19 protein-coding genes, 1 other RNA gene and 1 pseudogene are annotated in these 16,107 nt (G+C 32.9%); 8 read left to right on the top strand and 13 right to left on the bottom strand.

Going from position 1 to position 16,107, the window contains the following annotated elements:
* Positions 1-292: 292 nt before the first annotated feature.
* Positions 293-1,723, top strand: a complete 1,431-nt coding sequence (locus tag LE180_RS01440) for a transglycosylase SLT domain-containing protein (RefSeq protein ID WP_374133714.1) — start codon at positions 293-295, stop codon at positions 1,721-1,723.
* A gap of 219 nt (positions 1,724-1,942) precedes the next feature.
* Here the strand turns inward: LE180_RS01440 and LE180_RS01435 are convergent, their stop codons facing one another.
* The gene (locus LE180_RS01435) at positions 1,943-3,046 is read right to left on the bottom strand and encodes a metallophosphoesterase (protein WP_374133713.1); all 1,104 of its coding nucleotides are present in this window, start codon (positions 3,044-3,046) and stop codon (positions 1,943-1,945) included.
* Positions 3,037-3,573 (bottom strand): DUF4416 family protein, encoded by a 537-nt coding sequence (locus LE180_RS01430; RefSeq protein WP_374133712.1) that lies wholly within the window; start codon positions 3,571-3,573, stop codon positions 3,037-3,039. The genes LE180_RS01435 and LE180_RS01430 overlap by 10 nt, the downstream gene beginning before the upstream one ends.
* Positions 3,574-3,676: 103 nt before the next feature.
* On the opposite strand from LE180_RS01430, the gene LE180_RS01425 reads away from it, so the two are divergent.
* On the top strand, positions 3,677-4,180 hold the full coding sequence (locus LE180_RS01425; protein WP_374133711.1) for a hypothetical protein: 504 nt from the start codon (positions 3,677-3,679) through the stop codon (positions 4,178-4,180).
* 377 nt (positions 4,181-4,557) lie between these two features.
* On the opposite strand, the gene LE180_RS01420 is transcribed toward LE180_RS01425, so the two are convergent.
* From LE180_RS01420 to LE180_RS01375, 10 genes are all read right to left on the bottom strand, one after another.
* The gene (locus LE180_RS01420) at positions 4,558-4,686 is read right to left on the bottom strand and encodes a hypothetical protein (RefSeq protein ID WP_374133710.1); all 129 of its coding nucleotides are present in this window, start codon (positions 4,684-4,686) and stop codon (positions 4,558-4,560) included.
* A gap of 358 nt (positions 4,687-5,044) precedes the next feature.
* Complete coding sequence (locus tag LE180_RS01415) at positions 5,045-5,173, bottom strand: hypothetical protein (RefSeq protein WP_374133709.1); 129 nt, start codon at positions 5,171-5,173, stop codon at positions 5,045-5,047.
* Positions 5,174-5,336: 163 nt separating this feature from the next.
* On the bottom strand, positions 5,337-5,780 hold the full coding sequence (locus LE180_RS01410) for a hypothetical protein (protein WP_374133708.1): 444 nt from the start codon (positions 5,778-5,780) through the stop codon (positions 5,337-5,339).
* Between the two features lie 226 nt (positions 5,781-6,006).
* Positions 6,007-7,287: a phosphomethylpyrimidine synthase ThiC gene (gene thiC / locus LE180_RS01405; protein ID WP_374133707.1), complete on the bottom strand. Its 1,281-nt coding sequence runs from the start codon at positions 7,285-7,287 to the stop codon at positions 6,007-6,009.
* A gap of 220 nt (positions 7,288-7,507) precedes the next feature.
* Positions 7,508-7,789, bottom strand: coding sequence for a helix-turn-helix domain-containing protein (locus LE180_RS01400; protein WP_374133728.1), 282 nt, complete (start codon positions 7,787-7,789; stop codon positions 7,508-7,510).
* Positions 7,790-7,805: 16 nt separating this feature from the next.
* The gene (locus LE180_RS01395) at positions 7,806-8,261 is read right to left on the bottom strand and encodes a thiamine-phosphate pyrophosphorylase (RefSeq protein ID WP_374133706.1); all 456 of its coding nucleotides are present in this window, start codon (positions 8,259-8,261) and stop codon (positions 7,806-7,808) included.
* Positions 8,242-8,736 (bottom strand): adenylyltransferase/cytidyltransferase family protein, encoded by a 495-nt coding sequence (locus LE180_RS01390; protein WP_374133705.1) that lies wholly within the window; start codon positions 8,734-8,736, stop codon positions 8,242-8,244. Before LE180_RS01390 ends, LE180_RS01395 begins: the two co-directional genes overlap by 20 nt.
* 56 nt (positions 8,737-8,792) lie before the next feature.
* Positions 8,793-9,131 carry a hypothetical protein gene (locus tag LE180_RS01385; protein ID WP_374133704.1) on the bottom strand — a complete coding sequence of 113 codons (339 nt, stop codon included), beginning with the start codon at positions 9,129-9,131 and terminating at the stop codon, positions 8,793-8,795.
* Positions 9,132-9,136: 5 nt separating this feature from the next.
* Entirely contained in the window at positions 9,137-9,262 is a 126-nt protein-coding gene (locus LE180_RS01380) for a hypothetical protein (protein ID WP_374133703.1), read from the bottom strand.
* Positions 9,263-9,328: 66 nt separating this feature from the next.
* A complete protein-coding gene (locus LE180_RS01375) occupies positions 9,329-9,982 on the bottom strand; it encodes a tetratricopeptide repeat protein (RefSeq protein WP_374133702.1) in 654 nt (217 codons plus the stop codon).
* A gap of 372 nt (positions 9,983-10,354) precedes the next feature.
* Here LE180_RS01375 and LE180_RS01370 point away from each other — a divergent pair, with 372 nt between their 5' ends.
* From LE180_RS01370 to LE180_RS01345, 6 genes and pseudogenes are all read left to right on the top strand, one after another.
* Complete coding sequence (locus LE180_RS01370; RefSeq protein WP_374133701.1) at positions 10,355-10,720, top strand: acyl-CoA thioesterase; 366 nt, start codon at positions 10,355-10,357, stop codon at positions 10,718-10,720.
* Between the two features lie 21 nt (positions 10,721-10,741).
* Positions 10,742-11,224 (top strand): tRNA adenosine(34) deaminase TadA, encoded by a 483-nt coding sequence (gene tadA / locus LE180_RS01365; protein ID WP_374133700.1) that lies wholly within the window; start codon positions 10,742-10,744, stop codon positions 11,222-11,224.
* Positions 11,225-11,227: 3 nt separating this feature from the next.
* Positions 11,228-11,706, top strand: a transfer-messenger RNA (tmRNA) gene (ssrA, locus tag LE180_RS01360).
* 348 nt (positions 11,707-12,054) lie between these two features.
* Entirely contained in the window at positions 12,055-13,047 is a 993-nt protein-coding gene (locus LE180_RS01355; RefSeq protein WP_374133699.1) for a DNA cytosine methyltransferase, read from the top strand.
* Positions 13,032-13,994 (top strand): annotated as a pseudogene (locus LE180_RS01350) (HaeIII family restriction endonuclease). Before LE180_RS01355 ends, LE180_RS01350 begins: the two are co-directional and overlap by 16 nt.
* A gap of 411 nt (positions 13,995-14,405) precedes the next feature.
* Complete coding sequence (locus tag LE180_RS01345) at positions 14,406-15,929, top strand: PIN domain-containing protein (RefSeq protein WP_374133698.1); 1,524 nt, start codon at positions 14,406-14,408, stop codon at positions 15,927-15,929.
* On the opposite strand, the gene LE180_RS01340 is transcribed toward LE180_RS01345, so the two are convergent.
* Positions 15,913-16,107, bottom strand: a 195-nt coding sequence (locus tag LE180_RS01340; RefSeq protein ID WP_374133697.1) for a hypothetical protein, incomplete at its 5' end; no start/stop codon positions are given. The genes LE180_RS01345 and LE180_RS01340 overlap by 17 nt on opposite strands.

The following is a 16,107-nucleotide window of genomic DNA, read 5'->3' as shown; positions in this document are numbered from 1 at the left end:
ACAACCACGGGAACATCGGAAATCTAGACGAAAACTGCTGTTTGAAAAGTGGAAATAAAAACATTTAGAAATATATTTCGTTTTATTTCTCTCAATAGTCGCGTTGTCAGTATTTTCTATTCTCTTATACGATTTCTTGATAATTTGCCCAGTATCTTCCATGAATAATCCTCTGCTGTCAAAATAAGTATACTTGGTAATCCAATCAATGTTTTCTTAAATCGCGATCATTGTATAAAATCCGAGATTATCAAACAACAACCCACATAACGGATAAAACAAAGTTTTAGTTATGAATTTGTATGCTATAATACCACATATGGGTGTACACAAAAGTTTACCACTATTATTTTTTATGCTTATGCATCAGTTTTCGTATGGTAGCGCCGCCGGGCATACTAAAAAAATTGACAACTCTTATTACGCTCTTTCTCTTACGGAGTCTATATCTGATGAGGAAGGTAATCATTTGACATCTCAAATATCAAAAGCTTTATCAAACGCACAATCTGATGCAAACGCTAAAACCGAAATCTTAGAGGCTGAAATACACTATGAAAAGTCTATAGCTGCCTTTAAGACAGGTGATTTTGCGAAAGCGAAAAAGCATTTTGATCTTTTTGTTGAAAAAATTAAAATGACAAATATAGATCCCGGATTATATTTTTTTATTTTTGATGATGCTGGCGAAATTATTACAAAACTTAAAAGAATTTATTCTTCAAGTAGCGCTATGATTTCTTCAAGTTTAAATGGTTATGCTATTCCAATGTCAATTGAAAATAATGACATTGTGGAAAAATATATTTCCGTTTATTCTTCCGATAAGGCAGTAAAAAAAGCCCTCGAAAAAAGCGGCGCTTACAAAAATATCATATTGAAAACTTTGAGAGATTTCAACTTACCCGAAGAGCTGTTTTACTTGCCTGTGGTTGAAAGTTTCTACAACATAAACGATGTCGGAAACGCAGGAGAAATAGGACTATGGCAAATCATGGAGCACAGAGGCAGAGCATTGGGACTGCAAATAAATTATTGGATAGATGAGAGAAAAGATCCTGAGAAATCCACAGAAGCGGCGTGTTTATATTTAAAACGATTATACATCATGCTAAATGACTGGCACCTAGCGCTTGCAGCCTACAACAGAGGAGAGTTTGGACTTATCCGCGACATGAAGTTTTCTAATGCAACAAATATTTCTGAAATGATTTCAAGAAAAGCAATCCCTAAAGAAACTCAAAGTTATATCCCCAAATTTATAGCAGCTGTGACTATTGGAGATAATCTTGAAAAATACAGTTTTAAAGACTTGAAGTATGAAAAGCCTTTAGAATATGATAAATATCAAACAAATAAAATCATAGATTTAAAAATTGTAGCTCAATGCGCAGAAACAACTGTTGAAGAAATAAAAAGACTTAACCCCGCGCTAAAAGCATGGAGTACTCCTCACGGATATCCCAATTTTGAGCTAAAAATTCCCTACGGAAGCAAAGAACGATTTATAGAGAATATAGCACTGGTAAAAGATTTAAATCCTTCTCCGGAACTTATAAAACACAAAGTGCTAAAAGGAGAATACATCGAAAAAATCGCGACAAAATATAGAACTACCACAAAAGAAGTTTATAATGATAATTCAAATTTGTCCAAACAAAAATATTTAAGACCGGGTCAAATTATATTTATTCGACCTGGTAAAAAATATTACAATAGTTAACGTCTAATTCCACTTTCTCTTAGATAAAGACATTCGAGAACTTAAGTATAGACGGCGAGATTCGCTAATACCACGCCCTCGTCAGGCTAACGCCTGCCACCTCTTTTGTAAAAAGAGTAATAAAAACGTTGTAGTAGTTCATCTTTCACTGAAAGGAGTGGCAGGTGAAACCGTCGACGTATGAGAGGCGTTGCCTTTTCTCTCATCTCAGTTGCCGTACTACTCTTTTTCTAAAGTTATTACTGCTATCTCGCTCGAGTTGAACAACCTCATGTGAGGTCCCCATACGCGTGTTCCTGAAGTTATATACATAGTTGATCCACTGTCATAATACAAACCGTAGTTATATTTCATAAAAAATTTTCTAACTATAACAATAGGAGGTATTTGTCCCGCGTGCGTATGACCGGAAAGTTGTATTATTTTTACGCCTTGTTTTGCAGCTTCATCAAAAGATTCAGGATAATGACTTAAAAAAATTACCGGATAATCTTTATCAACACCTTCCAAAGATTTTGAAATATTTACTGGATTTTCACAATCTTCCTCTTTTATTCCTGCAACATTGACTATATTGTCAACCAAAACACTCTCATTTTGAAGAGCTTTAAATCCTAATTTTTGAAGCATTGAAAAATAGCCTTTAACACTTGTATAGTATTCGTGGTTTCCGTTAACTGCAAAAACTCCGTATTTTGCTTTTAATTTTTCAAAGCCGTAATCGAGATACTTATCATTTTTATCAATATCTGTGTCTACTACATCACCGGTAATAACTATCATATCAGGGTTAAGTGCCATAACTTGGTCAAAAATTTTATTCATGATTTTGGTCGAAGTGAACTGGTTGATATGTATATCTGAAAGCTGTACTATTTTTAAAGAATTAATGGGAAGATTAGGAACATTTATTTTTATTTCTTTTATACTTAAAATAAATGCAAAATTTAATGCAGCCAATATCGAAGCCACTATGCCTAAAACTACAGTTATCAGAGTTGAATAATATCTGAATTTCTTTATCCTAAATATTAAATTAAAAAGATTCAACATGTCGTTTATCAAAAGAAAAGAAAACAATATTTGCCCTATACCCGTACACATAAAACCGAAAAGCCCTATTACAGGAGTCAAAAGTAAAAGAGATATCAATGGAATTTGATGATGATTATTAACAAACGACAAAACGCTTATACTGCCAGAAACAACGAATAAAACATACATGTACATGCAATATGGACGACTAATATTTAAACCTGAATTGATACGCCATGCAATATAAAGACATATCACCAAATATATTAAAATAAGCATTATAAGCATTGCAGCTCCTTTAGCTGTCGCATAAGATCTGCACGCGCTTTTAAAAGAAAATTTGTAGCTGTAGTTGAGAGATAGTCGGGGTATGACCATGGAAGTTTTATATATTCATTTTTTTGATATATTGTCGTAACTTCGCCATATATGCCTTTATCAAGATAGATTCTATGACTGTAATCTTTTGTAGTGGCAAGAATTACACTTGCAGGAGTTATGTATCCAGGATCTATATTTATTTGTCTTTTCCCATTCGTTGCAAAACCATCTTCAATGGAATTTGTAAAAACTTTTGTTTCGGCAATATCTGTCGCAGAAATTAATCTTTCAAACGAAATCCAAAAACGTTTTAGATTATCGCCCATTTCAGAATTATAGTAATTTGAAAAATCAAAAGGCACAATATCGCTTAGTAAATCAATCTGTCCAAATTTTTCTTCAAGTATTATAAAAGACTTTTGCTTTATTTCTTCATTGGAAAAAACGATACCGCAAAACAATTTTACTTTTTTTGGCAAGCCTATGGTCCCCACATTTTCCCTCATTCCATTTTATTCTGCACGATTGAGTTTACTATAAAACATTAAAATTGTAAAATAATTTCGTACTTTTGTCAGACAAAATAGAGGATTTATAATGAAAAAATATTTTTTTACGATAATTTTTATCTTTACGTTTTCGAGCAATGTTTTTTGCTTTAGCAATTTTATTGAGAATACAGATTATTTTGTGGAATTTCACGAAAAATCTTCCGAGATGGCTGCAATTTTACACATTAAGTTTGTAAGCGTTGTCCCTGAAGCTGAAGGAGCAGAGAAAATAGTAAAAGAGCAGTTAAAAAAATACGGCAATATACTTACAGCAAACAAAAAAAATGTAACAACCTTAAAAAAAGAGGTAAAATATAAAAATATCATCGGATCTGCATGGTATGTAAACGACGCAGATCCTGAAAATCTCACAAAAATTAATTTCAAAAAAGATTTGGGCGCTTATGTATGGCTTGGTAAAACAAATACGATTGTTTCATTTCCTAACTACATGTCTTTTCTAAAAAAAGAAAAAGAAAAGAAAAATTTGAAGAACAAGAATATCAGAAACCAACAACAAATTAACATTGAATCCGTGACAAACGCATGAAAAAATCTCTTGACAGAACTGATTTTGAATTTAAGCAAATTCCATATCAACAACAATTTTAGTATTTTTGGAATACTTGTTTATAAAATCATCAGGATTTGTATAAGTATTTACAGACAATTCTTGCCCTTTTGAAATGGTATTTATTCAATGCAAGCAAGTAACTCTCATTATCATCAACAAATACAATATCAGTATTGCAAGTCTTTTCAATTCTCTCAGTACTTTCATCCATCAATATAGGAGTATCATTTGTACATGCTTTCGGGAACATTTTAATAAAATTACTTTTTTCGTTGAATGTCTTTGAGCTATATAAACTTGTTACAAATATAGACCGTTTTTGCGTATTGCCTTTCTCTATCACATCTACGCCATTAATATTCTGGACCTCGAATAAAATATTCTACAGTTATATCATCAGAATGCACTACAAAACGATTTTTCCAAACATCGTGAACTGACGCATCATCATCTAACACAACTACTGTATCGCCTTTATACAATACAGTTTTATTAGCAAACCATTTTGGAGGTTGTGATTTTAGTTATCAAATTAGACATCATACAACCTTATATTCTAGACTAGGAGTATAGATAAACGTAACTTCTGATTCTTTATATTGATGTCTCTTACTAGTAACTACGTTATGTAAACTCAAATACGGTGAGACATATTATTTTCTAATTCTAATTTTTTACTCTTTTTCTATCTGTTCCATCCACGACAAGTCCGATTATCCTTTCAACTTCACTGTCTATCATTAATGAAGCTTTTACTGAAAGATAATAATTCCCATCGGGAGACTGCTCCTCTGCAATAATTTCTCTTTATCATCGTTCCATAATTTTTAAAGATACTTCTCAAGTTTTAGCAGGGAATTTTTTAGCATCATTATGTCCAACAACTTTATTGCATGCTTCATTTTTGTATATGAAATTCCCTTCTTTATCTATTACAAAAAAATTTACATTTACAGATCGTTTGTTCATAAACAAAATAATTTCTTAATCTACCATATTTTTATGATACAGTGTCAGCCATATATTAACTTGTTCATGATTTGATGTCCTGTAGTTAAAGAAATTCGTATTAAGCTTATAGTGTTCAACAACAAACGTTAGATGATCACCAAGACTTAATGGGGACACTACATTAATATTTTGAAAAATGCACATATATTAAGCACATTCCTCTTAATGTGAATCCTATGCTCTGATTAAGAGTTTCACAACTCTTTAAAATCTCCAAATTGGTCTTTTCAATTACAGCATCTCTAAAACTTTGTAAGATGCCTTTTCCGTTTTTATCACCGTCAAAGTCTATTTTTATCTTTTTATACCAATCTTTAAATTTGTCATTTCTTAAGTTATCCGTCCAAGATTTAACTTCAACTTCACATTCCAATTTATTAATTGTGTCCTGATTATTTAAATACCATTCCGTATGGGATACTCGGGGTAGAATATTTTGCAAACTCTGAAATGTCTTATCGGTATAAATAAGATGTATCTGTAATAATAACTTTTTTGATTTTATTTTGATGGCATTTATTGAATTAACTAGTTTTTCAAAACCTTTCTCGGTTTGACGAGACATCCATGAGATATTACTAAATCCAAAACAAGACTATTGTCTGCTACTGATTCAAAAACCGCACGCGACTCCTTACTCCACCATTGATATGCCAAAACCTGCTTCAACAAAATACCTCAATACACTCATGCATCCTGCTTCCTCCTTTTTGACATTTGTAGTATATCATAGCCTATAGTTTCATAAATTTTTACCTTATATTATTAAACCATGTTTTTGCGCTCCTTTTTTACTCATCTCTCATAGAGCAAAATTCTCCGCACATTGTACAAACGTCTTCTTGACGAGGTTGGAGCTTTGCTCTCTCTTTTGCAAATTTTATAGGATCAATACAAAACTCTTTTTGTTTTTCCCAATTTCTTGCCTTACGCCATTTAGACATCTCATCATCTCGCTCTTTTGCATCTTTAACACCTTTGACAATATCTGCCGCATGTCCTGCTATTCTTGCAGAGATAACGCCATCATGCACATCCTGTAAATTAGGAAGTCTTAAATGTTCTGCAGGAGTAACATAGCAAATAAAATCAACGCCGCGCGCCGCCGCTATTGCTCCGCCGATTGCAGAGGTTATATGATCGTAACCGGGAGCTATATCAGTTACCAACGGTCCTAGGAAATAAAGAGGCGCATTGTGTCCCATTCTTTTTGCAATAGTTACATTTGCTTCAACTTGGTTTAGAGGAACGTGTCCCGGACCTTCTATCATAGATTGAACACCGGTTTTTCTTGCTCTCAAAACAAGGTTTCCCAAAACTGAAAGTTCCGCAATCTGAGGACCGTCTGAAGCATCTTGAATACAGCCAGGTCTAAAACCGTCGCCAAGACTTAGCGTGATATCATATTTTTTTGCTATCTGCAAAAGTCTGTCATATTGTTCGTACAAAGGATTTTCTTTGCCTGTCGCGTTGATACATTTTACCAAGAAAGAACCGCCTCTACTGACAACTCCCGCAAGACGCCCTTGTCGGTTTAATATCTCCACCGTGGCTTTATTAATACCGCAATGAACTGTCATAAAATCTACGCCCTGCTCGGCCTGCTCCTCTATAATGTCAAACAATAAATCGCCTTCAATTTGAGATATTTTTTTACCCTTTGCAACAGTTTTACAAGCAGCTTCATAAATAGGAACCGTTCCGACTTGGACAGGCGAAACAGCTAAAATTTCTTTTCTTATTTGCGTTAAATTTCCACCGGTGGACAAATCCATAACAGCATCTGCCCCGGCTTTAACAGCAGCATCTAGCTTTGCAAGCTCTTCAGAAAGATTTATACAATCAGGAGATGTGCCAATATTTGCGTTAACTTTTGTCTTTAATCCTGCGCCTATTGCAACAATTTTCTTCAAATTTCTATTGAAATTTTTAGGAATAACGATAGTACCTGTAGCAATGCCGCATCTTATAAATTCTTCGCTCAAATTTTCTGTTTGCGCTGTACTTTTTATTAGGTCATTTGCTTTTTCATTTTGCGCATCTTCCATCAACGTCGTTTTTTGCTTTCCCATAAATACTGTCCTCATTTTGTAACATATTTTTGATTTTTACTGCGTGGTTTATCAGTCATAAGTTAATAATAGTTTGCCTGATTTAACAAGCGAATTCAAAATAATTTTCCTAAAATATTCCCTATTCTCAATTTTAACATAATTTTGTATCGCATATCTTGCTTTTGGCGTTTTACAAAACAACAATATCATGTTTTTTCTTCGCTCATTTTGCATAGTATCATGTGGGGTATCGTATAGAAAATTCATCAACAAAAAGACAAAATGTCGGCGATAATTTATCTCCATTATTTACAGAAGTAACAAAATCTTGTTTGATGTTGAAGACAATTTTTTTATCAACTCCAACAACTGTTCCATTATTTTTAACTCCAATAAGAATCGCCCCGCCTTTTGTGTTTAAGAATGCACAAACAGTTTCATAGACTGTTTTTGATATTCTATCCGTACATTCTTTAAATTCTAAATATGAACCTTCGCCTTGTGAAAGTAATCTTTTTATTCATTTTCAAGATTTCTCAAAAAAACTTTTTATATTTTAAATAAACTTTCCTTTCTAATGCGTATGCTGCGTATCTTTGCTTCTTAAATTCCGACGATATCTTAGGCATAAAAGTTTTGGAATATTCTTCCAAAACCCTTAAAGATTCTTGAGCGCGTTTAAAATTCGCAATTATTATGGCTCGCAAATCTTTTTTTGATATTTCAGACATCTCTCTGCCGAAATCTTCAACAGAATCTCGTTCTCTTATAAGCTCGCCATAAATTTGCCTTAAAATATTGTCTGTATTGTGTCGAATAGTGCGAATTTGTTTATATAATTTACCGTCATTTAGAACAAAACGCAAACTGTCTTCAACAACTCTTAACCCTTCTTTGCAACGGTTTAAATTAACGTCGACAATTCTTAAAGCGGATAAAGAGGGAAAATGAGAAATAGAAAGCATATCAACTTTAATTTTTTTTAGAGCCATATCTTTCTACTATTAAATTTATTAAATTTGTTGTCGATTTGCCTTTGACAATGGGAAATCTGTAAACTCTCCTTACATACTCACTACCGATTATTTCTGACAATTTATAATCGCCGCCTTTTATCAAAACGTCAGGACGCAATTCTCTTAAAAGCTTTTTCGGCGTCTGTTCGCCAAAAACAACAACATAATCTACAGATTTCAAAGAAAGCAAAAATCTTGCTCTGTCTTTTTCTCCGACTAAAGGTCTTTTTGGACCTTTCAGGCAACTTAAAGATTTATCTGAATTTATTGCAACTATTAAAACATCTCCCAAACTTTTTGCCTTTTTAAAAAGACTTATATGCCCTAAATGCAATAAATCAAAACAACCATTTGTAAAGACAACTCTCTTTCCAGCTTTTTGAAGTTTTTGCACTTCTGTCTTCATTTCTTTTCTAGTTAATGCTCTGTCTTTTACATTTAAATTTTTCATAATATTTTTTCTTTCTGAAAGTTTAAAGGTAAGGAAAATCTTTTTCTTTTATATTTTTATAAATAAAATTTTACACTTATGCTAGGGATAGTATTCACATCTGTTGAAAAACTTGTTATGCCATTACCGGTCTCAAATTTAAAACCTGCCTCTGCTGACAATGACAAATTATCTAATACAAACCACTCTATGCCAACGCCCGCAAGAAAGCTAAAATGCGTATAACAAGCATAGGAATTCCCTGCTCCATGTCCATGTAATCCTAACGTTGTTGATGCAAGTAAATTTAAGCTTTTGTAAGATTTAATTATTCCCAACAACTTCCCACCAATAATATAAATACTACCGTCGCCATCGTATATACTAAAACCTGTAAACCCTTCCAATCCTACCACATCTGTCAGCCAATATCTGCAGACAAGAGCAGTGCAATAAGTAGTATTATATTAAACCACATACCAACTTTATCTTTTAGAGTTCGATTTATTTTCCCATCTGCAAACGACGTAGCAACTAATATCGTCATACTCAAGACTATCAATAAAAACTTTTTCATCACTTCTTTCTCATGAAACAATAAACCTCTAAAGAATTATTGTATTTGCATATATTTTATTTCGTTAAGTTTAGTCTGAGCTTTTTCCGCTTCTTTTGTCGCAGGGAAATTAACCAACACTTCGTTAAAAACTTTTACAGCTTCATCTTTTGATCCTAAAATAAGATAATATTTCGCCAAATTTAAATAAATATCTTTTACAAGAAAATGATCAGGATACTTATCAATAAATTCTTTTGAGGCGTCAATGGCATTTAAATAATCCACTTTTGAATCATAAACATAAATAATTCTTACATTTGCAAGCGGTTTTATAACAGCAGGTTTACCAAAACTTACAGTTTCTCTTAAAAGTTTTAAAGCCTCGCTATACTCTTTTGCTTCAGTAAATATGTCCGCTCTTACAATCCTTGCTTGATATGCTGCAGGCATTTTTGGATATTTTGCTATAGTTTCATCTAAAAGATTGATTCCTTTTTGCTTATCGCCTTGAGAAAAAGCTACATAAGCCGACGACAATTTTGCAGATGAGGCGTACTCACTTCTATGACAACCAAAAAAACAAAAAAATAATCCTGCAAAAATTATTACCAAAAGAACGCCTACGGCAACAAAAATTTTTATTTTGTGATTTTTACTTTGCTTTACAAAAAAATTTGAAAGACTCCATCGAGTTGATGTTTCGCTCATTATAAAATCATCCCCTTTATCTATAGTCAGTTTTAGACAACTTGAAATCCATCTGAAAGAAAACGCACGTCTATGCAAAATATCACTATTTTACGCTACACCCGGAGATTATAACAAAGAGCAAGTTAGCAGTCAATGGATTGTAGAATATCACAATGATATTGCGCATTTTATGAAATTTAAAATAGTTGCGAATAATGAACGATTGCCGTATATTAAACCGTTTATGCCATATTCTTTGTATTTGTTTTGCCAATTTAACAAAGTTTGTCGTTTTACGCCACTTGCTTCTTGCGTTAATTTATAGCTATAATCGCAATAAAGCAACATTGTCGTTTCGCTCTTTTTACAAAACTAATCACGGAGAACGTTATGAATTCAATAGATATAAGAGTATCTTATGCTGACACATATCAGATGGGAATGGTGTATTATGCAAACTATCTAACATTTTTTGAGAGAGATAGAACTGAACTTCTTAGAAGTATTGGTCTTGAATACAAAACGACTGAAGAACGCGGAGTCTATTTGCCTGTGCTTCATGCTGAATGCAAATATATTTCTCCTGCAAAATATGACGACATAATAACAATTGAAACAAAACTTTATGAAATTACAGTTGCGAGCATAACATGTTCTTATGAGGTAAAATGTGATGAGAAACTTCTAGTAACAGGCAAAACAAAGCGCCCATTTGTAAATAAAATGTTAAGTCTGTACACTTGCCGAAAGATATAAAAGAACTAATGGAAAAGAATCTTGAAGAGTAAACAATTTAAAAACGATTCTTATTTTATGTTACAAGCTTTAAAAGAGGCTAGAAAAGCTTTACGATTAAAAGAGGTTCCTATAGGCGCAGTTATAGTCAAAGATGGTCAAATAATAGCAAGGGGATTCAATAAATGTATTACATTGTCAGACCCTACGGCTCACGCTGAAATCGTAGCATTGAGGAAAGCTACAAAAAAACTAAAAAATTACCGTTTGCATGATTGTTCCATATATGTTACAATCGAGCCTTGCGTGATGTGTGCGGGAGCACTAGTAAACGCAAGGATAAAAAAAATTATCTTTGGCGCTTTTGATATAAAAACCGGAGCTTGCAAAAGCGTATTTAAAATAGCGACCAGTAAAAAACTTAATCATCAAATAGAAATAATAGTTATCGGGAAAGAAAAACATTTAAGCATTGAATGTGTAGCACTAATACAAAACTTCTTTAGAGAAAAAAGAGGAAGCTAAAATGGGGGTGAACAGGGTTCGACGAGAGTGAAAGAGGTAATGACAGCAGGCCGGAGTTGGTCGATGGCTCCGTAAAAATCGACCGAAAAATAAACAACAAAAAACTTGAAAGAGTTAAAGGGCAGGCGAAGATGTTATCCGATAACCTTGAAGAAGTTGAAGGGCAGGCGAAGATGTTACCTGCTAGCAACTTGATGATGGGCTTTAGCGGAAGCGGAATTGCGTTGCCAATGTCAATGGCTGCTGCTTAACGTAGCCTCGTTTTACCTTAGACATCTGCTATAAGGATAAGATGACAAAGAGCAGGTTAGTTTTAAACAGCTTGTGCCGTCAGTTTAAAATGAAATTAAAACGGCGCTGGTTTATAAGTGTAATCCCGTTCGGAGACGGCGTTATAGACGAGATAAATATTCCGAACTAAGCCTGTAGCGGTCTTACTGAAGCATTTTCGGACGCGGGTTCAATTCCCGCCACCTCCACCCTAGCATTTTTGTTTGTAGTTGATAGAATATTGTGTTTTAGATTTTATTCCATAAATATTCTATAAATCAAAATTAGCACAAGCGCGGAACTATAAAACAAATCTTTAAGATATCTTTGATATCTTGATTGTTGTTTGCTTGTTGTCGTATGATTTTGTAATATTCACCTTAACCTGAACAAATTAACAACATTTAAAATTGGCTTAGTAACAGACCAAGAAAACATTTTGGTTACTTAATATCTCGGAAGGTTTTTAGTTCTGCTGTTGCGGGGGGCGGTTTAAATTTGCCGTTATTTTCATATTTTGTACAATAAATCAGACAAAAAAGTATATCAAGGTTGCCGTTGTGGCAAATAAAATTATTTCATTGTTTTCCGGAGCCGGTGGTCTTGATTTAGGTTTCAAGAAATCCGGGTTTAAAACTATTTGGGCAAACGAATATGATTCTGCAATATGGGAAACGTTTGAATATAATTTCCCCAAAGTTAAATTGGATAGAAGAAGTATTTTAGATATAACTCCGGCAGAAATTCCAGATTGTGACGGTATAATAGGTGGACCCCCTTGCCAAAGCTGGAGTGAGGCTGGCGCAGGGCGCGGTATAAATGATAGTCGTGGCAGGTTGTTTTATGACTATATTCGCATCCTTAAAGATAAGAAGCCAAAGTTTTTTCTTGTTGAAAATGTATCTGGAATTCTGTCCCCAAAACATAAAGAAGCTTTATCGGGGTTCATTAAGGGTTTTAAAGGCGCAGATTATGTGATATCTTGGAAATTAGTTAATGCAAATGATTTTGATGTTCCGGAAGACAGACTGCGTGTGTTTATAATAGGCTATAGAAAAGATATTGGTATAAAATTTGAATTTCCGAAAGAACATGCTAAAAAATATACGCTTAGAGATGCTATATATGATTTGAGATTAGCAAAACCGGCAAAAGATAAGAATAAAACAAATGGTGCTATCTTAAAAATTCCAAATCACGAATATATGAACGGTGGATTTTCAACAATCTACATGGCAAGAAATCGTGTACGTTCTTGGGACGAACCGTCGTTTACTATACAAGCAGGGGGTCGTCACGCACCGATTCATCCGCAAGCGCCTAAAATGAAGTTTATCTCTCAAAATAGAAGAATTTTTGAACCCGGGAAAGAATATTTATATCGCAGACTTTCTGTGCGCGAATGTGCAAGAATACAAACCTTCCCCGATAGTTTTATCTTCAAGTATAACAACATAGCTGATGGTTATAAAATGGTTGGTAACGCGGTGCCCGTAAGTCTTGCTTGTAACATTGCAAAAGAAATATATAAGGACTTATGCCAAGACAAATAAACGCTAACTCAACTACTAATGGAAAAGCTTACGAGTATGCCTGTGTTTTGGCTATAGAAAGTATGGTATCGTCGATAAGACCAATTGATATTGTAAATGATTCCAGTATGGAAATTGCCAAAGAGCGCTATAAAAGTTTGATCAAGTCTGAACAAAGGCAAATGTTATTGTCGGCAAATGCTGGAATAAAAACTTTAATCACAATGGAACCTAAAATTTTAGAAGATGGTACCGATAAACTCACAATATCGATACAAACTGATACTGTGGGCTTATCAGGAGATGTTCGCGATGTTTTAATTATTAGGAGAGATATTAACTGGGAAATAGGCATATCTGTAAAACACAATCACTTTGCTTTAAAACATTCCAGATTATCTGATAAGTTAGATTTTGGTCAACAGTGGCTCGAGTCGCCTTGTTCTGACGAATACTTTAAGGAAAGAAGATCATATTTTGATGAACTTAAAACATTAAAAACACAAAAAGTTTTATGGAGAAATGTTCTAAGATAAACATTTTATGTACCGATTTTAAATGCATTTATAACAGAGCTTTCCAAAAAATTTAGTTCTAATAAATTAAAATCTGCTTCAAAAATTATAAAATATTTGTTTGGTAATCACGATTATTACAAATTGATTGTCATAGATTCGCGCTCTATTACAAGAATTATCCCATTTAATTTATACGGAATGCTTAATACACAAGCAGAGAAAACAAAACCTCAAAAGCATGTTCTGTTAATAGAACTACCGACAAGAAAAGTTGAGCTGTCATTTAAGCCGAAATCTACAACTACTGTTAATTTGATTATGGATAATGGGTGGCAAATATCATTTAGAATTCACAGTGCAAGCAGCAAAGTAGAAAACAGCTTAAAATTTGACATTCAACTAACAGGTCAACCGACAGATTTGTTTTTTATTGATACGCCTTGGGAGTAATATGCATTATTGGGATAGGTAACTGTTAAAAAACAAGTGTTTAGACTACACACTGTCTGTCTCGACAAGTAAGTTGTCCAAGTTTAGTGAGGATTCTATCTTCATCGATATTTTTGCATTTTGTGATTAAAACGCAAACTATGTACTTAAAATCCGATTCAGTCATACACAATTTTACTGCATAATCAAACTAAAAAAATGTTATTTAAACTTTAAAAGTAAAGCTCATAGGGTGTTTACCTAAAGGCGCTAATTTTGATAATATAGATGCAAGAGATATGTTGCAACTGCGTAGAATTGACTTAGCAACAGACCAAGAAAACATCTTGGCTGTTTAACACCTCAAAGATGTTTTTAGTTCTGCTGTTGTATCGGGACATTGAATTTGTCACGATGGACAGGATTGTAAATATGCCAAAAGCGTTGCTTGATACCAATATTATTATCCATAGGGAAAATAACAAAATTTCCAACTGCGACATTGGTCATCTTTATAGATGGCTTGATAAATTGCATTACACAAAAGTCATCCATCCTCATAGCATAAAAGAAATAAAAAAATATAAAGATAAATATGTTCAAGAAAATTTCTCTGTAAAACTTAACGCCTATGAACTTATCAAAGTAGTGGTTGAACCGACCGAAGACTTTTTAAGAATTTTTACTGATGTCGATAAAACTGAAAACGATAAAATAGATAACTACTTACTTTTTTATGTATATTCAGGAAAGGTCGATTTATTAATAACGGAAGATAAGAATCTTATTAATAAAGCAAAAAAGATTGACATTGGAGATAAAGTATTGTCTATCAATCAGTTTATTGTGAAAGAAACAGAAGCCAACCCTGACCTTATCGATTACAAAATGCTTGCTGTAAAAAGAGAATTTTTTGGGAATATAGATTTATCTGCATCATTTTTTGATACTTTCAAAAAAGATTATAAAGAATTTGCCAGCTGGTTTAGCAAAAAATCTGAAGAAGAAGCATATATCTGTAAAGATGATAAGAACGACATATTAGGCTTTTTGTATCTAAAAACTGAAGAGGCAAATGAAAACTATGATAATATTACTCCGCATTTTGAGAAAAAAAAGAGGCTTAAAGTAGGAACTTTTAAGGTTTTGTCTACTGGTTTTAGACTTGGCGAAAGATTCATTAAAATTATTTTTGACAATGCTATTCAACGTAAGGTTGAAGAGATATATTTGACTATGTTCGAAAACAGAGAAGAATTACAAATTCTGTCAGATTTGCTTCTTAGCTGGGGATTTATTAAGTTTGGTAAAAAGAAAACATATAATGGTGAAGAAACAGTTTTTGTGAAAAAATTGAGACATTATGATACTTCCTTGTCTGTTAAGAAAAATTTCCCTAATATTTCATACAATGGGCAAAAATTCATACTACCGATTTTGCCGGAATTTCATACTTCCTTATTGCCTGATTCAAAACTCAATACAGAAAATGAAATAGATTTCTTAGATAGAGACGCTCATAAATATGCGCTACAAAAAGTATATATTTCTTGGTCTTACAAACGAAATATGAATAAAGGCGATATTATACTATTTTATCGTATAGGAGAACCTGATAGCACTAAAAAATATACTTCTGTAATAACAACATTAGGAATTATTACTGATGTTACTTCTAATTTTCAATCAAAAGAAGAGTTTTTGAAGTGTTGTCAAAATAGGACAGTATTTTCACAAGAAACCCTAAATAAGTTTGCAACAGAAGAAGAACTTGTCATTGTGAAGTTTATTTATACAAAAAGTTTAAAAAAGCGATCAACTTTAGAGTTTCTACAGGATAACAATATAATCAATCTCGAATCTGGTCCAAGACCATTTACAGAAATAACGAACGAGCAATTTGATAGTATTATAAATAAGTCAAAGACAGATATAAATTTTATAAGGGGAATATAAATATGTGTAAGATTTTATTATCAATAAAGCCTGAATATGTTGAGAAAATCTTTAATAATATCAAAAGATATGAATATAGGCGTATCCTAGCTAAAAATAATGTAGATTTAATCACAACCGATTTTACTTTTAATTCTCCAACAATTTTCTTTACGGGATAAGTGCAGTAAACGACTAT

This window comes from Candidatus Endomicrobiellum pyrsonymphae (assembly GCF_020328025.1).
In the GTDB taxonomy this organism is placed as follows: Bacteria; Elusimicrobiota; Endomicrobiia; order Endomicrobiales; family Endomicrobiaceae; genus Endomicrobiellum; species Endomicrobiellum pyrsonymphae.
The sequence above is the reverse complement of the archived record's forward strand: the minus strand, read 5'-3'. Positions and strand labels throughout refer to the sequence as shown.

Excerpts from the sequence above, each read along its gene's own strand:
- thiC (WP_374133707.1), bottom strand. The coding sequence starts at position 7,287 with ATGGGAAAGCAAAAAACGACGTTGATGGAAGATGCGCAAAATGAAAAA.
- LE180_RS01390 (WP_374133705.1), bottom strand. The coding sequence starts at position 8,736 with ATGAAAAATTTAAATGTAAAAGACAGAGCATTAACTAGAAAAGAAATG.
- LE180_RS01380 (WP_374133703.1), bottom strand. The coding sequence starts at position 9,262 with ATGACGATATTAGTTGCTACGTCGTTTGCAGATGGGAAAATAAATCGA.
- LE180_RS01435 (WP_374133713.1), bottom strand. The coding sequence starts at position 3,046 with ATGCTTATAATGCTTATTTTAATATATTTGGTGATATGTCTTTATATT.
- LE180_RS01410 (WP_374133708.1), bottom strand. The coding sequence starts at position 5,780 with ATGTCTCGTCAAACCGAGAAAGGTTTTGAAAAACTAGTTAATTCAATA.
- LE180_RS01345 (WP_374133698.1), top strand. The coding sequence starts at position 14,406 with ATGCCAAAAGCGTTGCTTGATACCAATATTATTATCCATAGGGAAAAT.
- LE180_RS01395 (WP_374133706.1), bottom strand. The coding sequence starts at position 8,261 with ATGGCTCTAAAAAAAATTAAAGTTGATATGCTTTCTATTTCTCATTTT.
- LE180_RS01425 (WP_374133711.1), top strand. The coding sequence starts at position 3,677 with ATGAAAAAATATTTTTTTACGATAATTTTTATCTTTACGTTTTCGAGC.
- LE180_RS01415 (WP_374133709.1), bottom strand. The coding sequence starts at position 5,173 with ATGAACAAACGATCTGTAAATGTAAATTTTTTTGTAATAGATAAAGAA.
- LE180_RS01370 (WP_374133701.1), top strand. The coding sequence starts at position 10,355 with ATGAATTCAATAGATATAAGAGTATCTTATGCTGACACATATCAGATG.
- LE180_RS01375 (WP_374133702.1), bottom strand. The coding sequence starts at position 9,982 with ATGAGCGAAACATCAACTCGATGGAGTCTTTCAAATTTTTTTGTAAAG.
- LE180_RS01440 (WP_374133714.1), top strand. The coding sequence starts at position 293 with ATGAATTTGTATGCTATAATACCACATATGGGTGTACACAAAAGTTTA.